This is a genomic window from Umezawaea sp. (assembly GCF_057122925.1).
In genome coordinates this window covers 1-16476 of record NZ_DBNGPQ010000169.1, presented here as the reverse complement: position 1 = coordinate 16476, position 16476 = coordinate 1, and the positions used below count along the sequence as shown (strand labels likewise).

Below are 16476 nucleotides of genomic sequence, written 5' to 3'. Positions count from 1 at the left end.
CCCCACCCGCGGCCCACCACCCGGCCACCACCGGCCGCACGACAGGCCCGCTCGAACCGACGCCACCACCCGACGCACCCCATCACCCGGCCACCGCCACCACCGGCCGAACGACAGGCCTGCTCGGACCGACGCCACCACCGGGAGCGGGCAGCAGGAAACCGGCGCGCACCGGACGTGACGCGGCACCGCGACCACCCGCGTGCACGACCACCTCGCGTTCCGCGAGCACGCCGTGGCCCGCGCCGAGACCGCTCCAGCGGCCCTCCCCGACGCGCAGTTCCACGTCCGCCCCCGGCCACGCGCCGAACGGGACCAGCACCGCCTTGCGCTGGCGGGCACGCGCGGAGAGCCTGCGGGCCGTGTGCGGGGTGACGGGGACGGCGACCGAGACGAGGTCGATGCCGTCGAGCAGGGCCGCGACCGTGCGTTCGACCACCACCGGGTCGGTGCCCGGCTCGGGCACGAGAGCCAGGCGGCGCACGGCGACCCCCAGTTCCGCCGCCGCGAGCACGCCCAGGCTCGGCAGACCGACGACCGCTGCCCAGCAGCCCTCGGCCGTCGCCGTGGAGAGCAGCGCGAGCAGCAACGATGTCGATCCGCGCACCGACACCGTGCTGCCGCGCCTCAAGCCGCCCCACGGGAGCAGGTCCGCGAGTTCCCCGCGAACCGGCAGGACCCGCCCCGTGATCTCGGTGGCTGGAATGGTCAGCCCGCCGGTCGCGTCTACCCCGAGCGCGACCGACATCGCCGTTGCCGACCTGGACACCCAGCCTCCTCCCACCGTCCGTGAGCACCCCTGAACACGGACCGCCGTGGGAAGTCGGCGGCTTGCAGTCTATCGAACACGTGTTCGAACGACGTGGTCGATCTTATCGGGTTCGGCCTGCCCGGTGTCAATGCCCGTGGGCCGTTCGGGTGTCGACGACCCGTGCCCGATCTTCGGGGTTGTTTGACAACCCACCGGGTCCCGACCGTGAACATCCGGACCCGGGTAGGTCTTCGACCTCGAAGGACCGGACCGGAGGGGGAACCATGAGGAACAGGTGGGTTCCAGCGGTGTTGTTGGCACCGCTGTTGCTGTCGGGTGTCGCGGTGGCGGGGGCGCAGGTGTTGAGCGGGTACACCGTGCTCGTCGAAGCGGGGGCGAGCCGCGACGCGGCCATCGCCGCCATCCGCTCGGCGGGCGGCACCGTGATCAAGGAGAACACCGCTGTCGGCACCGTGAGCGCGCGGGCGCCGAAGACGGGGTTCATCCAGCAGGTCTCGGCGTCGGACGCGGTGTTCGGCGCGGCCCGCGACTTCACGATCGAGGAGACCACCGGAGCGACGGCCGCCGAGCCGGGCCCGGTGGCCGACCCGCCGCCCGCGCCCGAGCGGGCGACCGACCCGCTGGAGGAGCAGCAGTGGGGGCTGCGGATGGTGCGCGCGGACCTGGCCAGGGATCGGCAGCTCGGTGACCCGCGGGTGCACGTCGGCGTGCTGGACAGCGGCATCGACGGCAGCCACCCGGACCTGACGACCCGCCTGAACCGGGGGCTGTCCCGCAACTTCACCCGCGACGTCCCGGTCGTCGACGGGCCGTGCGAGGTCGCGAGCTGCGTCGACCCCGTGGACGTCGACGACGACGGGCACGGCACGCACGTCGCGGGCATCATCGCCGCCGCCACCAACGGGTTCGGCACGGCGGGCGTCGCGCCCGGCATCACGCTCGTCAACCTCCGCGCGACCCAGGACAGCGGGTTCGCGTTCCTCCAGCCGGTCGTCGACGGGTTGACCTACGGCGCCGACATCGGCCTCGACGTGATCAACATGTCGTTCTACGTCGACCCCTGGCGGTACAACTGCGCCTCGAACCCCAACGACGCACCGGAGTTCCAGACCGAGCAGCGCACGATCGTCGCCGCCTTCCAGCGCGCGCTGGACTACGCGCACGGCAAGGGCGTGACGCTGGTCAGCTCAGCGGGCAACAACTACGACGACCTCGGCAAGCCGCGCCCCGACACGTCGAGCCCGAACTTCCCGGAGGGCGGGACGTACCCGCGGCCGATCGACAACGCCACCTGCCTCAAGATGCCCGCGGAGGGCGGGCACGTGCTGGGCGTCTCGGCGCTGGGGCCGTCGCAGGCGAAGTCCGACCGCTCCGACTACGGGGTCGAGCGGATCGACCTGTCCGCGCCGGGCGGGTACTTCAAGGACTACTTCGGCACGCCCTGGTACGAGACCAGGGAGAACCGGATCCTGTCCACGTACCCCCGCGGCGCCTCGCTGGCCAAGGGCTTCATCGACGCGGACGGCAACATCACCCCGGACGGCGTGAAGAACCACGTGGTGAAGCACTGCTCGGGCACCAGGTGCGCGTTCTACACCTTCCTGGACGGCACCTCGATGGCGGCGCCCCACGTCTCCGCGACGGCCGCGCTGACGGTCAGCCAGTACGGCGAGGCGGACCCGGCCCACCCCGGCACGCTCACGCTGGCGCCGGACGAGGTGGAGAGGGTGCTCAAGGGCACGGCCGACAAGGTCCCGTGCCCCACACCGAGGACGGTGTCCTACGAGCACACGGGTCGTGGACCCGAGTACACCGCGACCTGCGAAGGGGACTTGGCGTTCAACGGGTTCTACGGCCACGGCGTCGTGAACGCCTTCGCCGCCGTCACCCGCGGTGCCGAGTTCCTCGGCTGAGCGAACGCCGGAGGCCGGTGGGTGGGGCCCACCGGCCTCCGAGCGCCCTAGTGCGCGAAGTGGCGCGTGCCCGTGAGGTACATCGTGACGCCCGCGGCCTCGGCGGCGGCGATGACCTCGGGGTCGCGCACGGAGCCACCGGGCTGCACGACGGCGCGGACACCGGCGTCGAGCAGCACCTGGAGGCCGTCCGGGAACGGGAAGAACGCGTCGGAGGCCGCCATCGAGCCCCGCACGCGCTCACCCGCGCGGGTCACCGCGAGCTTCGCGGAGTCGACCCGGTTGACCTGGCCCATGCCGACGCCGACGGTGGCGCCGTCCTTGGCCAGCAGGATCGCGTTGGACTTGACCGCGCGGCACGAGCGCCACGCGAACGCCAGGTCCGACAGCTCGGCGTCGGACAGCGGCGCGCCGCAGGCGAGGGTCCACTTGCTCGGGTCGTCGCCCTCGGCGTCGATGACGTCCTTGCCCTGGAGCAGCAGGCCGCCGGAGACCGGGCGCAGCTCCACGCCCTGCCGCACGGGCGGCTCGGCGATCAGGATGCGGACGTTCTTCTTGCGGGACAGCACGTCCACCGCGCCGTCGGCGTACGACGGGGCGATCACGACCTCGGTGAAGATCTCCGCGACCTGCTCGGCCATGTCCACGGTGACCTCGCGGTTCGCCGCGATGATCCCGCCGAACGCGCTGGTCGGGTCGCACGCGTGCGCCTTGCGGTGGGCCTCGGCGATGGCCGCCGGACCCTCCACGGTGGACACCGCGATGCCGCACGGGTTGGCGTGCTTGATGATCGCGACGCACGGCAGCTCGTGGTCCCACGCGGCGCGCCAGGCGGCGTCACCGTCGAGGTAGTTGTTGTACGACATCTCCTTGCCGTGCAGCTGCCGCGCGGTCGCGAGCCCGGTGCGGCCGTCGCCCTGCGTGTACAGCGCGGCCTTCTGGTGCGGGTTCTCGCCGTAGCGCAGCACGTTCGAGCGGTTCCAGGTCGCGCCGACCCAGCCGGGGAAGCCGGTGCCCTCGTCGTCCGAGGTGAGCGCGGAGCCCAGCCAGGACGCGACGGCGACGTCGTAGGAAGCGGTGTGGCGGAACGCGCCCAGCGCCAGCAGCTGCCGGTCCGCGAGCGTGAAACCACCCGCGGCGACCTGCTCCAGCACCCACCCGTAGCGGGTCGGGTCGACCACGACGGCGACGCTGGCGTGGTTCTTCGCCGACGCGCGGACCATCGCGGGGCCGCCGATGTCGATCTGCTCGACGCACTCGTCGACCGACGCGCCGGACGCGACGGTCTGGGCGAACGGGTACAGGTTCACCACGAGCAGGTCGAACGCCTTGATGCCCAGCTCGTCGAGCTGCGCCAGGTGCTCCGGCCGCCGCGTGTCCGCGAGCAGACCCGCGTGCACGCCGGGGTGCAGCGTCTTGACGCGGCCGTCCAGGCTCTCCGGGAACCCGGTCACCTGCTCGACCGGGACGACGGGGATGCCCGCGTCCGCCAACGCCTTCGCGGTGCCGCCGGTCGACACGATCTCGACTCCGGCCGCGTGCAGGCCGGAGGCCAGTTCCAGCAGCCCCGACTTGTCGGACACCCCGATCAGTGCCCGACGAACCGGTCGCCTCTCGGCAGGAGTGGTCACGGAATGCTCACCTTTCGTCCGGTCACGGTGCAGCCCTCGCGGGCCAGGCTGGCGACCACGTCGACGAGCAGTCGCCGCTCCACCACCTTGATGCGCTCGTGCAAGCTGTCGGCGTCGTCGCCGGGTTCGACCGCCACCGCCTCCTGGGCCAGGATCGGCCCGGTGTCCACGCCCGCGTCGACCAGGTGCACGGTCGCGCCGGTGACGTGGACGCCGTAGTCCACCGCGTCGCGCACGGGGTGCGCGCCGGGGAAGGCGGGGAGCAGCGCGGGGTGGGTGTTCAGCATCCGGCCGCCGAAGCGGGCCAGGAAGCCGTCACCGATGATCTTCATGAACCCGGCGGAGACCACCAGGTCGGGTTCGTGCTCGGCGACCGCCTTCGTGAGCGCGACGTCCCACGCGGCGCGGTCGGCGTGGTCGCGCAGCTTCACCGAGAACGCGGGCACACCCGCGCGCTCGGCACGGGCCAGGCCCTCGATGCCGTCGCGGTCGGCGCCGACGGCGACCACCTCGACGGGGTAGGCGGGATCCTCCGCGGCGTCCAGCAGTGCCTGGAGGAGGGTGCCGGAGCCCGAGACGAGCACGACCACCCTCGCGGGCACTGGAAGCCTGAGGGTGCTGGGTTCTGCGGCGTTCAGCGTGGTCTCCTGGCGGGCCGGTGCGGGAACGTCAGCCGGGCGAGGGCAAGACCATCGCCGCAGCTCAGCACCAAGCGTAGGCGTTGCCTAGCGGGCCTTGCCGGTCAGGTCCGGTTCCGGGGACCCGTCGTCCGGGTCGTCCTCGGGTCCACCACCGGGCTCATCACCGGGTTCGTCGTCCGCGGGCGCCTCGTCGACGGCGTCCTCCGAGTCGTCCGGGTCCTCGTCGGGGTCGTCGACATCGTCGTCGATGTCGTCGTGGTCGATGCCGTCGTCGGCGTCCGCTCCCGGATCGTCGTCGTAGTCGTCCAGCTCGTCCTCGGCGGCGTCGTCCAGCGGCTCGTCGTCGTAGTCGTCCTCCGACTCCTCGAACTCCTCCGCCAGCTCGTCCTCGAGGGCCAGCTCCTCGTCGACGTCCTCGTAGTCCTCGTCCTCGACGTCGAAGTCCTCCTCGCCGTCCTCGGCGACGGCCTCCGCCTCGTCCGGGATCCGCTCGACCTCGGGGGCCTCCGCGGCGCGCACGCGCTTGGGCCGCGGGCCCGCGAACCAGGCGACGAACGACCCCGGCAGCACGATCCAGCCCAGCACGAGCACCGTGAGCAGGCCCGCGGGCACGGTGACCGGGTTGAAGGGGCCGTCACCCAGGTTGCCGCCCGCCGTCGCGGCGAGCACGAGCGACACCACGGCGACCGTCACGCCCGCGACGAGGACCGCGCGCAGGCGGGTCGACGGCCGTTCGGAGATCTTGCGGCAGTACCAGCCCACCACACCGCCGAGCAGCAGCGGCAGCAGGAGCAGGCCGGGCAGGAAGCCGAGCTGCCGCTCGGGCAGTGCGGCCAGCAGCGGTACCGCGGGCAGGTCGCCGCCGACGAAGCGCATCGGCGTCATCACGACCGGACCGATCGAGAAGCCCGCGCCGACCACGTACGACAGCGCGGCGACGACGGCGTTCGGCAGGTAGCCGAGGCACAGCAGGAAGAGACCGAGGCCGACGCCGAACGTGGAGTCCGCGCCCGCGAACAGGCCGCTCGTCGTCGACCAGGAGAACGCCAGACCCAGCGCCACCAGCAGCGCGCCCAGCCCGCCGAGCACGAACAGCGCCAGCAGGCCCGCGCGCATCCCGCGGCGCGCGACCGGGTCGATGCGGTCGATCAGCACCTCGACCAGCCCGCAGCGCTGGGCGACCCCGATCGTGGCGGCGACACCGGACACCGCGGCGCAGCCGAAGAACGCCACCGCGGGTGTCGCCCGCACCGGCCCGTCCCCCATCAGCAGCGCGATCGTGCCGCCCGTGATGGCGTGCGCACCGGCGATGCACAGCACCACACCGCGGGCCTGGAGCGGCTCGTACAGCCCGAGCCGGTCGGCGGCGCCCGCGGCCGCTCGGCCCGCCAGCAGCATCAGCAGCGCGGTCGGCAGCAGCGGCAGCACACCCAGTTGGGCGGCGCCCTCGAAGCGCAGCGGCACGTGGTGCGCCACCAGCCAGCCGGGCGCGGCGGCCGTGAGCACACCGGTCGTGGAGAACGCGGCGTTCGTGGCCGTCGCGGCGATCAGGGCGAGCAGGGCGGCGACGGCCGCGTAGCCGATCACGACGGAGCCCGCCGCGGTCATCACCAGGACCCGGACGCGTTCCGGACGGGAGAACTCGGGTGGGCGCACGTCGGTTCCGCCGTGCGTGGAGGGTTGCAGCACCGGCACCGGTCCACTCTGTCAGTCGCGCTCGGCCATCCAGGTGAGGCACGCCGGACGCGGAAGAGGGGTGACCCCGGATGATTCCGGTGCCACCCCTCCGCCGCGCGAGCTGTTCCGGCTCAGCCCTGCTGCTGCGGCGGACCGCCGAAGCCGCCGGGCGGCGTGCCGGGGTTCTGCTGGCCGAACTGGCCGGGCTGCGACAGGTACGACGTCGGACCGGGAGCCTGCGGCTGCTGCTGCGGCTGGACCGGAGCGCCGAAGCCACCGGTCGGGGGCTGCTGCGGCTGCTGGGGCTGCTGCTGGCCGTACTGCTGCTGCGGCTGCTGCTGGGGCGGGAAACCGCCGGTCTGCGGGTTCCAGGTGCCGGGCTGCGGCTGCTGGCCGCCGAACGGGTTGGCGGGCTTGGGCTCCAGCTTGAGGATGCCCGCGTCCACGAGGATGCCGCCGACGACCGCCGCGGTCTGGAGCAGCGAGACGATGAACAGGACGATCTGCATGCCCTGGATCTCGGCGGAACTCTTGATCATCCCCTGGAGGATGACCAGCGTCGACACGATCGTGAGGGGTGCGGCCGCGTAGAGCAGCCGAGGCGCCTTCGGCAGCACCGACAGCCCCGCCAGCACACCGGTCGCGTAGATGTACTCGACCGCGCTGAACAGCGGGACGTCGTCGGCGAAGGCGAGCAGGAACGAGATCAGCGCGAGACCGGCCGCGGCGAGCGGAAGGACGAAGCCCAGGTTCAGGCCCATCGCCGGCTGCGCCGGGCCGGGTGCCCCCGGCTGTTGCTGAGGGGCGCCGTACGGGACGGACATGGTGAGGTTCCTCCTCCAGCGAGGGACGACGAGCGGCAGCAAAACGCTAGCCGATCCGGCTAGTCAGACGATGACCGGATCGGATTGGTTCCGCCACTTGAGGGTGCCAGTAGATCACGGAACGTGGCCAACCAGGGGTCTGAACGCCCGATTGGGGATAGGTCGAGCGGGGTTGTCCACAGGAGTTGGAGTTGTCCACAGGGTGTGGGCAACTTTCTGGGGATGAGTGCTCACTCACCGTAGGTCGGGCTCGACCACCACACCCGGATGGCGCAGTCCCACCTCTGCCGAGAGCGCGAAAAGCCGGACCCCCGTACCGGGGCCCGGCCAGTGCGTCAGCTCCAGCGGCTCGATCAGCCGATGGACTGCATGATCTCCCGCATCAGGGCGGCGGTCTCGGACGGCGTCTTGCCGACCTTGACGCCGGCGGCCTCTAGGGCCTCCTTCTTCGCCTGCGCGGTGCCCGCGGAGCCGGAGACGATGGCGCCCGCGTGGCCCATCGTCTTGCCCTCGGGCGCGGTGAAGCCCGCCACGTAGCCCACGACGGGCTTGGTGACGTTGTCCTTGATGAACGCCGCCGCGCGCTCCTCGGCGTCGCCGCCGATCTCGCCGATCATCACGATGGCGACGGTCTCCGGGTCGGCCTCGAAGGCCTCCAGGGCGTCGATGTGCGTGGTGCCGATGATCGGGTCGCCGCCGATGCCGATGGCGGTGGAGAAGCCGAAGTCACGCAGCTCGTACATCATCTGGTAGGTCAGGGTGCCGGACTTCGACACCAGGCCGACCTTGCCCGCGCCGCTGATGTTCGCGGGGATGATGCCCGCGTTCGACAGGCCGGGGCTGATGAGGCCGGGGCAGTTCGGGCCGATGATGCGGGTCTTGTTGCCGGTCGCGACGGCGTGGGCCCAGAACTTCGCGGTGTCGTGCACCGGGATGCCCTCGGTGATCACGACGGCGAGGCCGATGCCCGAGTCGATCGCCTCGATGACGGCGTCCTTGGCGAACTTCGGCGGGACGAAGATCACGGTGACGTTCGCGCCGGTCGCCTCGATGGCCTCGGCCACGGTCGCGAAGACCGGGAGCACGTTGCCGTCGAAGTCGACCTTCTCGCCCGCCTTGCGGGGGTTCACGCCGCCGACGATGTTCGTGCCGGACGCGAGCATCCGCTTGGTGTGCTTCGTGCCCTCGGCACCGGTCATGCCCTGGACGATGACCTTGCTGTCCTGGTTGATGAAGATGGCCATCGGTCAGACCCCCGCTGCTGCGAGCTCGGCGGCCTTGTCGGCCGCGTTGTCCATGGTGTCGACGACGGTGACGAGCGGGTGGTTGGCGTCGGCGAGGATCCGCCTGCCCTCCTCCACGTTGTTGCCGTCGAGGCGGACGACGAGCGGCTTGGTCGCCGCGTCGCCGATGATCTCCAGCGCCTGCACGATGCCGTTCGCGACCGCGTCGCAGGCGGTGATGCCGCCGAACACGTTCACGAAGACGCTGCGCACGTCCGGGTCGTTCAGGATGATGTCGAGGCCGTTCGACATCACCTCGGCGGACGCGCCGCCGCCGATGTCGAGGAAGTTCGCGGGCTTGACGCCCTTGTGCTTCTCACCGGCGTACGCGACGACGTCGAGCGTGGACATCACGAGACCGGCGCCGTTGCCGATGATGCCGACCTGGCCGTCGAGCTTCACGTAGTTGAGGCCCTTGGCCTTGGCCTTCGCCTCGAGCGGGTCCTCGGTCTTCTCGTCGACCAGCGCGGCGTGCTCCGGGTGCCGGAACGCGGCGTTCTCGTCGATGGTGACCTTGCCGTCGAGGGCGACGATCTTGCCCTCGGGGTCGCGCACGAGCGGGTTGACCTCGACCAGCGTGGCGTCCTCGGAGACGAACGTCTCCCAGAGCTTCACGATGACGTCGGCGACCTGGTCGGCGACCTCGGCCGGGAACTTGGCGGCCGCGACGATCTCCTGGGCCTTCGCCAGGTCGACGCCCTTGATGGCGTCGATGGCGATCTTGGCCAGCGCGTCGGGGTTGGTGGCCGCGACCTCTTCGATCTCCATGCCGCCCTCGACCGACGCCATGGCCAGGAAGGTGCGGTTGGAGCGGTCGAGCAGGAAGGAGAAGTAGTACTCCTCCGCGATGTCGGACGCGGTCGTCACCAGAACGCGGTGGACGACGTGGCCCTTGATGTCCAGACCGAGGATCGCCTCGGCCTTCGACTCCGCCTCGGCCGGGGTCTCGGCGAGCTTGACGCCGCCCGCCTTGCCGCGGCCACCCGTCTTGACCTGGGCCTTCACGACCACGGTGGTGCCGTACTGCTCAGCGAGCGCCTTGGCCTCGGCTGGGGTGCTGGCCACATCGCCCGGAAGTACCGGAACGTTGTGGGCGGCGAAGAGATCCTTCGCCTGGTACTCGTACAGGTCCACTCGGGTCTCCTGCGACGTCGGTGTCGGACACCGCGTCCTGGGGGGTGGTCCTCGAAGGGTCCGGCGCTCCAGGTGGAACCCAGGGCACGGTCTTCAGGAGCTCACACGCACCAGGTACCACCTGGAACGCCGGCTGAGCAGTGATCGAGGACCGGCTGGACGCGGCTGCGCAAGAGATTATCGACCTGCGTGGACCGTCCGCACGCCATACCCGGTGAGGTCCGTCATAACCACGGTGAGGTCGATCACGACAACGTGGTCACCACGCCCGGAGGGGTCGGTCGAGGGGACCGCCCGCCGTGCTCAGACGGGTTGCGAGACGTGTTCGCGGACCCAGTCGACGATCTCCGTCGTGGTCGCTCCCGGCGTGAAGATCTTGGCGACGCCCATCTCCGCGAGCCTCGGCACGTCCTCCTCCGGGACGATCCCGCCGCCGAAGACGACCACGTCCTCGGCACCCTTCTCCTTGAGCAGCTCGATGACCCGCGCGAACAGGGTCATGTGGGCGCCGGACAGCACGGACAGGCCGACGGCGTCCGCGTCCTCCTGGAGGGCGGTCTCCACCACCTGTTCGGGTGTCTGGTGCAGTCCGGTGTAGACGACCTCCATGCCCGCGTCGCGCAGCGCGCGCGCCACGACCTTGGCACCGCGGTCGTGGCCGTCCAGTCCTGGTTTGGCCACCACCACGCGGATCCGACCACTCATGGCTGTCTCCTGTTCGTCTGCGCGGGGATCGCCCGCGTCCGCAGAGTAGGCCGGCGGTTCAGCGGCGGGAAGCCGACAGGGCCGAGCCCGCGAGGAACGCCACCACGGCGGCGACCGCCAGCCACAGCCCCGGGCCGGGGGCGGCGTCGGCGGCGCGGGCCGACGTGAGCGGGTGTTCCAGCGCCCGCACGGCCGTCACCAGGGCCGCGCCGAGCAGCAGCGCGGCGGCGTGCGGCGGTCGTGACACCAGTGCGAGGCCCGCGGCGGCCACGACGGCCAGCAGACCGGCGAGCAGGCCCCAGGAGCCGACGCGGAGGTCGAGCAGGCCGACCGGGTTGAAGTCCGGGGCGCTCAGGACCGGGAGGGCGAACGCGCCGAGCGCGAGCAGCGCGCCGATCAGGACCAGCGCGACCGTCGGCAGCGGCGTCGGCGACCTGGTCGGCGGCTCGGTCTCCTCCCGCTCCAGTGCGCCCGCCAGCGCGGCCGTGACCGCGGCGGCGACCGCCAGGACCACGGACAGGACGGTGAACCAGATGCCGTTGCCCGGTGTGACCGAGCCGATCTGGGTGGCGGCGAAGACGGCGTCCAGCGCGCTGCCCGCGGCCAGCGGCAGCGCGGCCAGCGCGACGGTGAAGGCGGGGCGGGCCCTGCCCGCGATCACGGCGGCCGACAGCACCGCGACGGCGACCAGCGCGGGCCAGAGGAGGCGCTCGGCGTAGCCGACCGGGAGCGGCAGGCCGTCCGGGACCACCAGCTGGGGGCTCAGCGCTCCACCGAGGGCCGCCGCGGCGGCGAGGAGGCCGAGGACGCCCGCGATGAGGTGCAGGCGGCGCAGGCCGGGGAGTTCCACGGCCTTCTGCTCGGTGGGGTCGGCGGCTTCGGCACCGCGGCCGAGGACGTTGGCCAGGACGGCGTGCGCCACGGCCGCCAGCAGCAGGAGGACCGAGCCGACGGACACACCGAGCCCGTCCGCGACCAGGCCCGCCACCAGCGGGGGCAGAGCCAGGGCGGCCAGCGCCGCCGCCACCGCGAGGAGTCCGCCGCGGCGGTTCTCCGGGTCGGGGTTGCTCGCGGCCAGCACACCGGCCGCCGGGGCCGCCGCGGCCAGCAGGAGGCCGCCGATCATGGCCAGCGCGGGCGCGTCGAAGGGACCGCCGGTGGGGACCAGGGGGTCGGTGGAGGTGATCGGGGCCATGAACAGGCCGATCGCCGCCAGCGCTCCCGCCGTGACCACCAGGCCGAGGAACTTGCGCGTGCCCGCCTGGTCGGCGTCGCCGTCGTCCGACGGCGTGCTGGTGGCCGCCACCGCGCCCGCCGCCAGGACCAGCAGGTGACCCGCCACGAGCAGCCAGAGGCCCGTGCTCGGGGTCAACGGCGTCAGGCTCGTGGGGCGGAACAGCTCCGGGCGGGTCGTGTAGGTGGTGTCGACCGTGATCTGGAGGTCCACCAGCAGACGACCGGGGGCGAAGAAGGCCGTCACGGCCAGGACACCCGCCGCCACGGTGGGGTGGTTCCGCAGGAACGTCGCCGCCAGCGCCACCGGCAGCAGCGCGAGCAGCAGGAGGAGGGGCCAGGCGGTGAACGCCGGGGCGGTGCCCTCGCCGACCACACCGACCAGCGGGGCCGCGGCGGAGAGCAGCGCGCCCACGACGGCCAGCCCGAAGGCCACTCGGAGCCGGACGGACGCCGGAGACGCCGGATCAGCGCCGGCCACGACGGTGTCACGGGTGGTTCGGGTCATCGGCTCGACGCTAGCAAGTCCGGTGATCGAGTGTGCGGGCACGTGCGCCGCGCGGGCCCTCGCTGGGCTGAACGGGGCAACGGGGTGGGGGCCGGTTCGTGGTTGTGCTGGGTGCGTGCGGGGTTTAGCCGGCGTCTAGTGGAGGACGAGCCGGGCCGGGCACGCTGGAGTGGGGAGAGCGGGGGCGGGGAGAGCGGGTGCGGGGAGTGCTGCGGGGGCGGTGACCTGGGGTGTCGGCGAGAGCGTCGGTCGGTGGGGTGGCGGCTGGGCTGGATCGGGTCTGGTCGGGGGATCTGGTCGGTGGGTTGCGGGACGCGGCTGGCGGGTCGGGGGGACGGGCTGGCGGGTTGGGGGAGCTGGCCGATGAGCAGCGACAACCGGTCGGTGGGTCGCAGGAACGAGCCGGTGGGCCTCGGGGGTCGGTCAGCGGGGCGCGAGAACCAACCAGCGGGCAGCGACAACCGGTCGATGAGCCGCAGGAACGAACCAGCGGGCCACGGGGGTCGGTCAGCGGGGCGCGAGAAACAGCCGATGGGGCGCGAGAAACCGCTGGCGGGCTGCGAACACGGGCTGGTGGAGCGCGGGCTGATCGGCCAGACCTGCCGGCCCGTCCGGATCAGGAGGTGGCTCGGTCTGCCGGGTCGGTGAGCGGTTCCGGGGCCGTCCGGTCCGGGCGTCGAGATGGAGCGGGAGCGTCGGCGGAGGGCGGGTCCGCAGACGTCGAGCTGGCAGAGGGCGGGCCGGCGGGCAGCGACTCACCAGGCAGCGGGCCAGCGGGCAGCGACTCACCAGGCAGCGGGTCGACGGGCAGCGGGTCGACGGGCAGCGGGTCGGCTGAGCGGGGTCGGGCGGGTCCTGGTGCGGTTGGGGCTTTCGCGGGTGGTGATCGGTCGGTCGGCCGTGGAACACCCGAAGTGGGCGCTCGTTCGATGTCGGTGGGATGTCCTACCTTCACCCTTATGGGGACTCTCGGGCTGCGACGGGTGACGGATGCGCTGTTGCGACGTGCCGATTCCGGTCTGCACGTGGTCCGCGACGTGTCCGACCAGACGTTCACCGCCCTGAAAGCAGCGGTCACCGTCGGCGGGGTGCGCGGAGTCGCCGTCGAAGCCGCCTGGATGGCGACGCACGCCCTGCTCTACCCGTGGGGCGTCGTGGCGCAGCAGCTGCGGCCCGAAGGACACCTCCGGCACTACCGGACGGACCTGCTCCCACCCCGGCAGCGCGGCCTGGTGGTTTCAGCGATGGACGCAGCGGGCACCCCCATCGTGCTGGTCCACGGGATCGGGGACAACAGGTCCGCCTTCGCAGTGCTGTCGGGGGCGCTGCGAAGGCGCGGCTTCGGCGTCGTGCACGCGGTGAACTACAGCGTGCTGACGGCGTTGACCGGCGACGTCCGCCGCTCCGCCGCGCTGCTGGGCGCGCACATCGAACGCATCTGCGAGCAGACCGGGTCCGATCGGGTCCACGTCGTCGGCCACTCCCTCGGCGGCCTGATCGCGCGGTACTACGTGCAGCGGCTGCACGGCGACGCGCGGGTGCGCACCCTGGTGACCTTGGGCACACCCCACAACGGCACGCTGGCCGCCTACCTCCTCCCCACCCCCCTGATCCGGCAGCTGCGGCCGGGCTCGGACCTGCTCACCGAACTCGCGGAGCCCGGCAAGCCCTGCCGCACGCGGTTCGTCGTCGTGTGGAGCGAGATGGACCAGGTCATCGTGCCGCAGCGGAACGCCCGGTTGACCCATCCGGGGTTGCTCGTCGAAGAGCACCAGATACGTGATTCAGGTCACCTGTCCCTGCCCGTCGATCCGCGCACTCTGCACACGGTGGTGGCGGCTATCACCCGTTCGGATGACGCCCCTCAACACCGCATCACGCCTGGACGCGCCGGGTTTGCGGGCTCGGGTGTGACAGAGCGTCACGGCTCATGCCCCTAACCCCCGCGCTAACCGCTATTCGGTAGACATCGACGACGGGGATTGCCGACGGGACACCCATCCCGTTATGTTCCCCCGGTCCGTTGTCACGGTCTGGTCACATGCAAGGACACAGAGTCGGAACCCCGACCGACTCTCCGGGATCCCCCGCCCGGGTCCGACTGGACTCCCCGGAACACGGAAGGCCCGGCTTTGTCTCAACACCGCTCCCCCGGCGGCCAAGCAGGTACCGATGTGCTCGACGAGGCAGTCTCCCGCGCCTCGACCCGAGTGGTGAGCACTCACCGCCTGCCGCCGCCACCGTCCGCCCTGCGTGGACGGATCGTCGTCGCCGCTGTCGCGGTCGGTGCTTTCGCCGCCGCAGGTGCAGGTCAGACCCTGCAAGCAGTCGGCGCAGGCTCGTCCGACGAGGTGACGCCGCTGGCCCAGGCCAGTGACGGCGCGGCCGCGTTCGGCGTCGGTGGCACAGCCCCCGCCGCCGCCCCGCAGGTGCTGCCCGTCGCGAAGCTCGTCGACCCCTCCGCCGAGGCCAGCAAGCTCGCCAAGAGCCAGCGGATCACGGAGAAGCGCGAAGCCGACGAGATCGAGGCCAAGCGCCCCAAGGTCGTCCGCCCCGCCCCCGGCATCTTCACCTCCGGCTACGGCGGCCGCTGGGGCGAGATGCACTACGGCATCGACATCGCGGGCCCGATCGGCGACCCGATCTACTCCGTCGCGGATGGTGTCGTGATCGAGGCCGGTCCGGCAAGTGGATTTGGGCTCTGGGTCCGGATCGAGCACGCCGACGGCACCGTCACGGTGTACGGCCACATGAACAGCTTCTCGGTGCAGAAGGGCCAGAAGGTCCGCGCGGGCGAGCAGATCGCCGAAGTCGGCAACCGCGGCTTCTCCACCGGCCCGCACCTCCACTTCGAGGTGTGGAACGCCAGCGGCATGAAGATCAACCCGCTGCCCTGGCTGAACGAGCGCGGCGTCACCCTCTAGCAGCGGTACCGCTCCGCCGCGCACGACGCGCGGCGGAGCCACGTCACTCGCGGAACCGGAAGCGGCGGCGCTCCCACGGGAGCCGGTGCACGAAGTAGCCGCACGCCACCCGCCAGACCGAACACATGCGCGGACCCCTGGCGCACGCCTTGCAGCCGCTGCCGAGGCCGTGGAGGCCCAGGAGGGCCCGCCAGGCGGCGGCCAGCCTGCGGGCCTCGAAAGCGGTCGTGCGCGACTCCTCCAGCGCCGCCAGGCGGTCGACGGCGTCGAGATAGCCGACAACACGCTCGTGCAGCAACCGAGCCAAGACCTCATCCACACCGAGCACCCCCACTTCCGAACCTCGTTGGTCCGTGGTCGCGTGGGGTCATGTAAGCGGACGGCACCGACAATTTTTGGTCGTGTAGCCCTTGAGGTGCGGAAAGGCCGGGCCGCTTGCGCGACCCGGCCGGTTCCCCGACTGCACCTCTCCCCCTTGCGATGAGTGCTCCGCCCTGCGCGGTGCACCCCGATCCCCTTTTCGCCCTCCGCGGGTTCCCCCTGGTTCCCCCACCCCGAATGGGGGCCAGACCGCTTCCGACAACCACTAGGACGCGTGGGGGCGGGACAGGTTGCCGGGGGTCGGGGATGAATTTCGGGTGCGGTGTGGAATGGGTCGGGTGAGGGGAGAACGCCTGGTGGAAGGGGGGAGGGACGGGCCTGGCGGGCGCGGAGGGGGACGGCCTGGTGGGCAGAGAGGGGGACGGCCTGGTGGGCGGTGGGAGATGGCCTGGTGCGTGATGGGGAAAGGCGGTCGGGTAGCGGGGAAAGGGCCGATGGGCGGCTTGGTGGGTGGCGGGAAAGGCCGGTGGTCGGCTGGGATCGCCGATGGGGAGTGGGGAGGGGTGGCGTTCGGATAAATGGAACTGGAGCGCGTCGGAAATTGAGGGTCCTCCTGTTGAGAAGGGCCCCCGAGTCACACGCTACGGGTGGGGTACGACATTTTTTCGGCGATGTGGGCGGTCGTGGGCCAACCCTCCCCCGCTCGCGCCATTGTCTTCACGGCCGTGCGTGCCGTGAGGGCGCTTCGGATCGGGGGCAGGGAGGGGGCTGGGCTTGGCCCGAGTCGGTTGGCCCCGCTCGGGACGCCGGTCGGTTGGGCGGTCGGCGGGGGTTGTTGGCGCCGTGTGGTGAGGTGCTGCGGCTTTCCGGCAGCGCAGAACGCCGCCTGCCCGTCGGAGAGGGCGGCGGC

13 protein-coding genes are annotated in these 16476 nt (G+C 72.0%); 3 read left to right on the top strand and 10 right to left on the bottom strand.

Annotated features, from left to right (window positions below):
* Positions 1 to 82: 82 nt before the first annotated feature.
* Positions 83 to 769, bottom strand: a complete 687-nt coding sequence (locus AC156L_RS37970; protein WP_414719938.1) for a hypothetical protein — start codon at positions 767 to 769, stop codon at positions 83 to 85.
* A gap of 266 nt (positions 770 to 1035) precedes the next feature.
* On the opposite strand from AC156L_RS37970, the gene AC156L_RS37965 reads away from it, so the two are divergent.
* Positions 1036 to 2685, top strand: a complete 1650-nt coding sequence (locus tag AC156L_RS37965) for a S8 family serine peptidase (RefSeq protein ID WP_330877228.1) — start codon at positions 1036 to 1038, stop codon at positions 2683 to 2685.
* A 47-nt stretch (positions 2686 to 2732) separates the two neighbouring features.
* On the opposite strand, the gene purH is transcribed toward AC156L_RS37965, so the two are convergent.
* The 8 genes from purH to AC156L_RS37925 all read right to left on the bottom strand — a co-directional run bounded on the left by purH (position 2733) and on the right by AC156L_RS37925 (position 12321).
* Positions 2733 to 4316, bottom strand: coding sequence for a bifunctional phosphoribosylaminoimidazolecarboxamide formyltransferase/IMP cyclohydrolase (purH, locus tag AC156L_RS37960; protein ID WP_330877229.1), 1584 nt, complete (start codon positions 4314 to 4316; stop codon positions 2733 to 2735).
* Complete coding sequence (gene purN / locus AC156L_RS37955) at positions 4313 to 4918, bottom strand: phosphoribosylglycinamide formyltransferase (protein WP_330877230.1); 606 nt, start codon at positions 4916 to 4918, stop codon at positions 4313 to 4315. Before purN ends, purH begins: the two co-directional genes overlap by 4 nt.
* Positions 4919 to 5041: 123 nt before the next feature.
* The gene (locus tag AC156L_RS37950; RefSeq protein ID WP_330877231.1) at positions 5042 to 6652 is read right to left on the bottom strand and encodes a cell division protein PerM; all 1611 of its coding nucleotides are present in this window, start codon (positions 6650 to 6652) and stop codon (positions 5042 to 5044) included.
* A gap of 113 nt (positions 6653 to 6765) precedes the next feature.
* On the bottom strand, positions 6766 to 7458 hold the full coding sequence (locus AC156L_RS37945) for a DUF5336 domain-containing protein (RefSeq protein ID WP_484407725.1): 693 nt from the start codon (positions 7456 to 7458) through the stop codon (positions 6766 to 6768).
* Positions 7459 to 7811: 353 nt separating this feature from the next.
* Entirely contained in the window at positions 7812 to 8702 is an 891-nt protein-coding gene (sucD, locus tag AC156L_RS37940; RefSeq protein WP_259627726.1) for a succinate--CoA ligase subunit alpha, read from the bottom strand.
* A 3-nt stretch (positions 8703 to 8705) separates the two neighbouring features.
* Positions 8706 to 9875 carry an ADP-forming succinate--CoA ligase subunit beta gene (gene sucC, locus AC156L_RS37935; RefSeq protein WP_330877233.1) on the bottom strand — a complete coding sequence of 390 codons (1170 nt, stop codon included), beginning with the start codon at positions 9873 to 9875 and terminating at the stop codon, positions 8706 to 8708.
* Between the two features lie 303 nt (positions 9876 to 10178).
* Positions 10179 to 10580: a coenzyme B12-dependent isobutyryl CoA mutase small subunit gene (icmB, locus tag AC156L_RS37930; protein ID WP_330877234.1), complete on the bottom strand. Its 402-nt coding sequence runs from the start codon at positions 10578 to 10580 to the stop codon at positions 10179 to 10181.
* 58 nt (positions 10581 to 10638) lie between these two features.
* Positions 10639 to 12321: a hypothetical protein gene (locus tag AC156L_RS37925; RefSeq protein WP_330877235.1), complete on the bottom strand. Its 1683-nt coding sequence runs from the start codon at positions 12319 to 12321 to the stop codon at positions 10639 to 10641.
* 914 nt (positions 12322 to 13235) lie between these two features.
* Between AC156L_RS37925 and AC156L_RS37920 the strand changes: the two genes are divergently transcribed.
* Both AC156L_RS37920 and AC156L_RS37915 read left to right on the top strand, forming a co-directional pair.
* Positions 13236 to 14261, top strand: coding sequence for an esterase/lipase family protein (locus AC156L_RS37920; RefSeq protein WP_330877236.1), 1026 nt, complete (start codon positions 13236 to 13238; stop codon positions 14259 to 14261).
* 270 nt (positions 14262 to 14531) lie between these two features.
* The gene (locus tag AC156L_RS37915; RefSeq protein ID WP_330877241.1) at positions 14532 to 15245 is read left to right on the top strand and encodes a M23 family metallopeptidase; all 714 of its coding nucleotides are present in this window, start codon (positions 14532 to 14534) and stop codon (positions 15243 to 15245) included.
* A 43-nt stretch (positions 15246 to 15288) separates the two neighbouring features.
* Here the strand turns inward: AC156L_RS37915 and AC156L_RS37910 are convergent, their stop codons facing one another.
* The gene (locus AC156L_RS37910) at positions 15289 to 15564 is read right to left on the bottom strand and encodes a hypothetical protein (protein WP_330877237.1); all 276 of its coding nucleotides are present in this window, start codon (positions 15562 to 15564) and stop codon (positions 15289 to 15291) included.
* Positions 15565 to 16476: the final 912 nt, after the last annotated feature.

Coding starts and splice junctions, on each gene's coding strand:
- AC156L_RS37965 (WP_330877228.1), top strand. CDS start 1,036: ATGAGGAACAGGTGGGTTCCAGCGGTGTTGTTGGCACCGCTGTTGCTG.
- AC156L_RS37945 (WP_484407725.1), bottom strand. CDS start 7,458: ATGTCCGTCCCGTACGGCGCCCCTCAGCAACAGCCGGGGGCACCCGGC.
- sucD (WP_259627726.1), bottom strand. CDS start 8,702: ATGGCCATCTTCATCAACCAGGACAGCAAGGTCATCGTCCAGGGCATG.
- icmB (WP_330877234.1), bottom strand. CDS start 10,580: ATGAGTGGTCGGATCCGCGTGGTGGTGGCCAAACCAGGACTGGACGGC.
- AC156L_RS37925 (WP_330877235.1), bottom strand. CDS start 12,321: ATGACCCGAACCACCCGTGACACCGTCGTGGCCGGCGCTGATCCGGCG.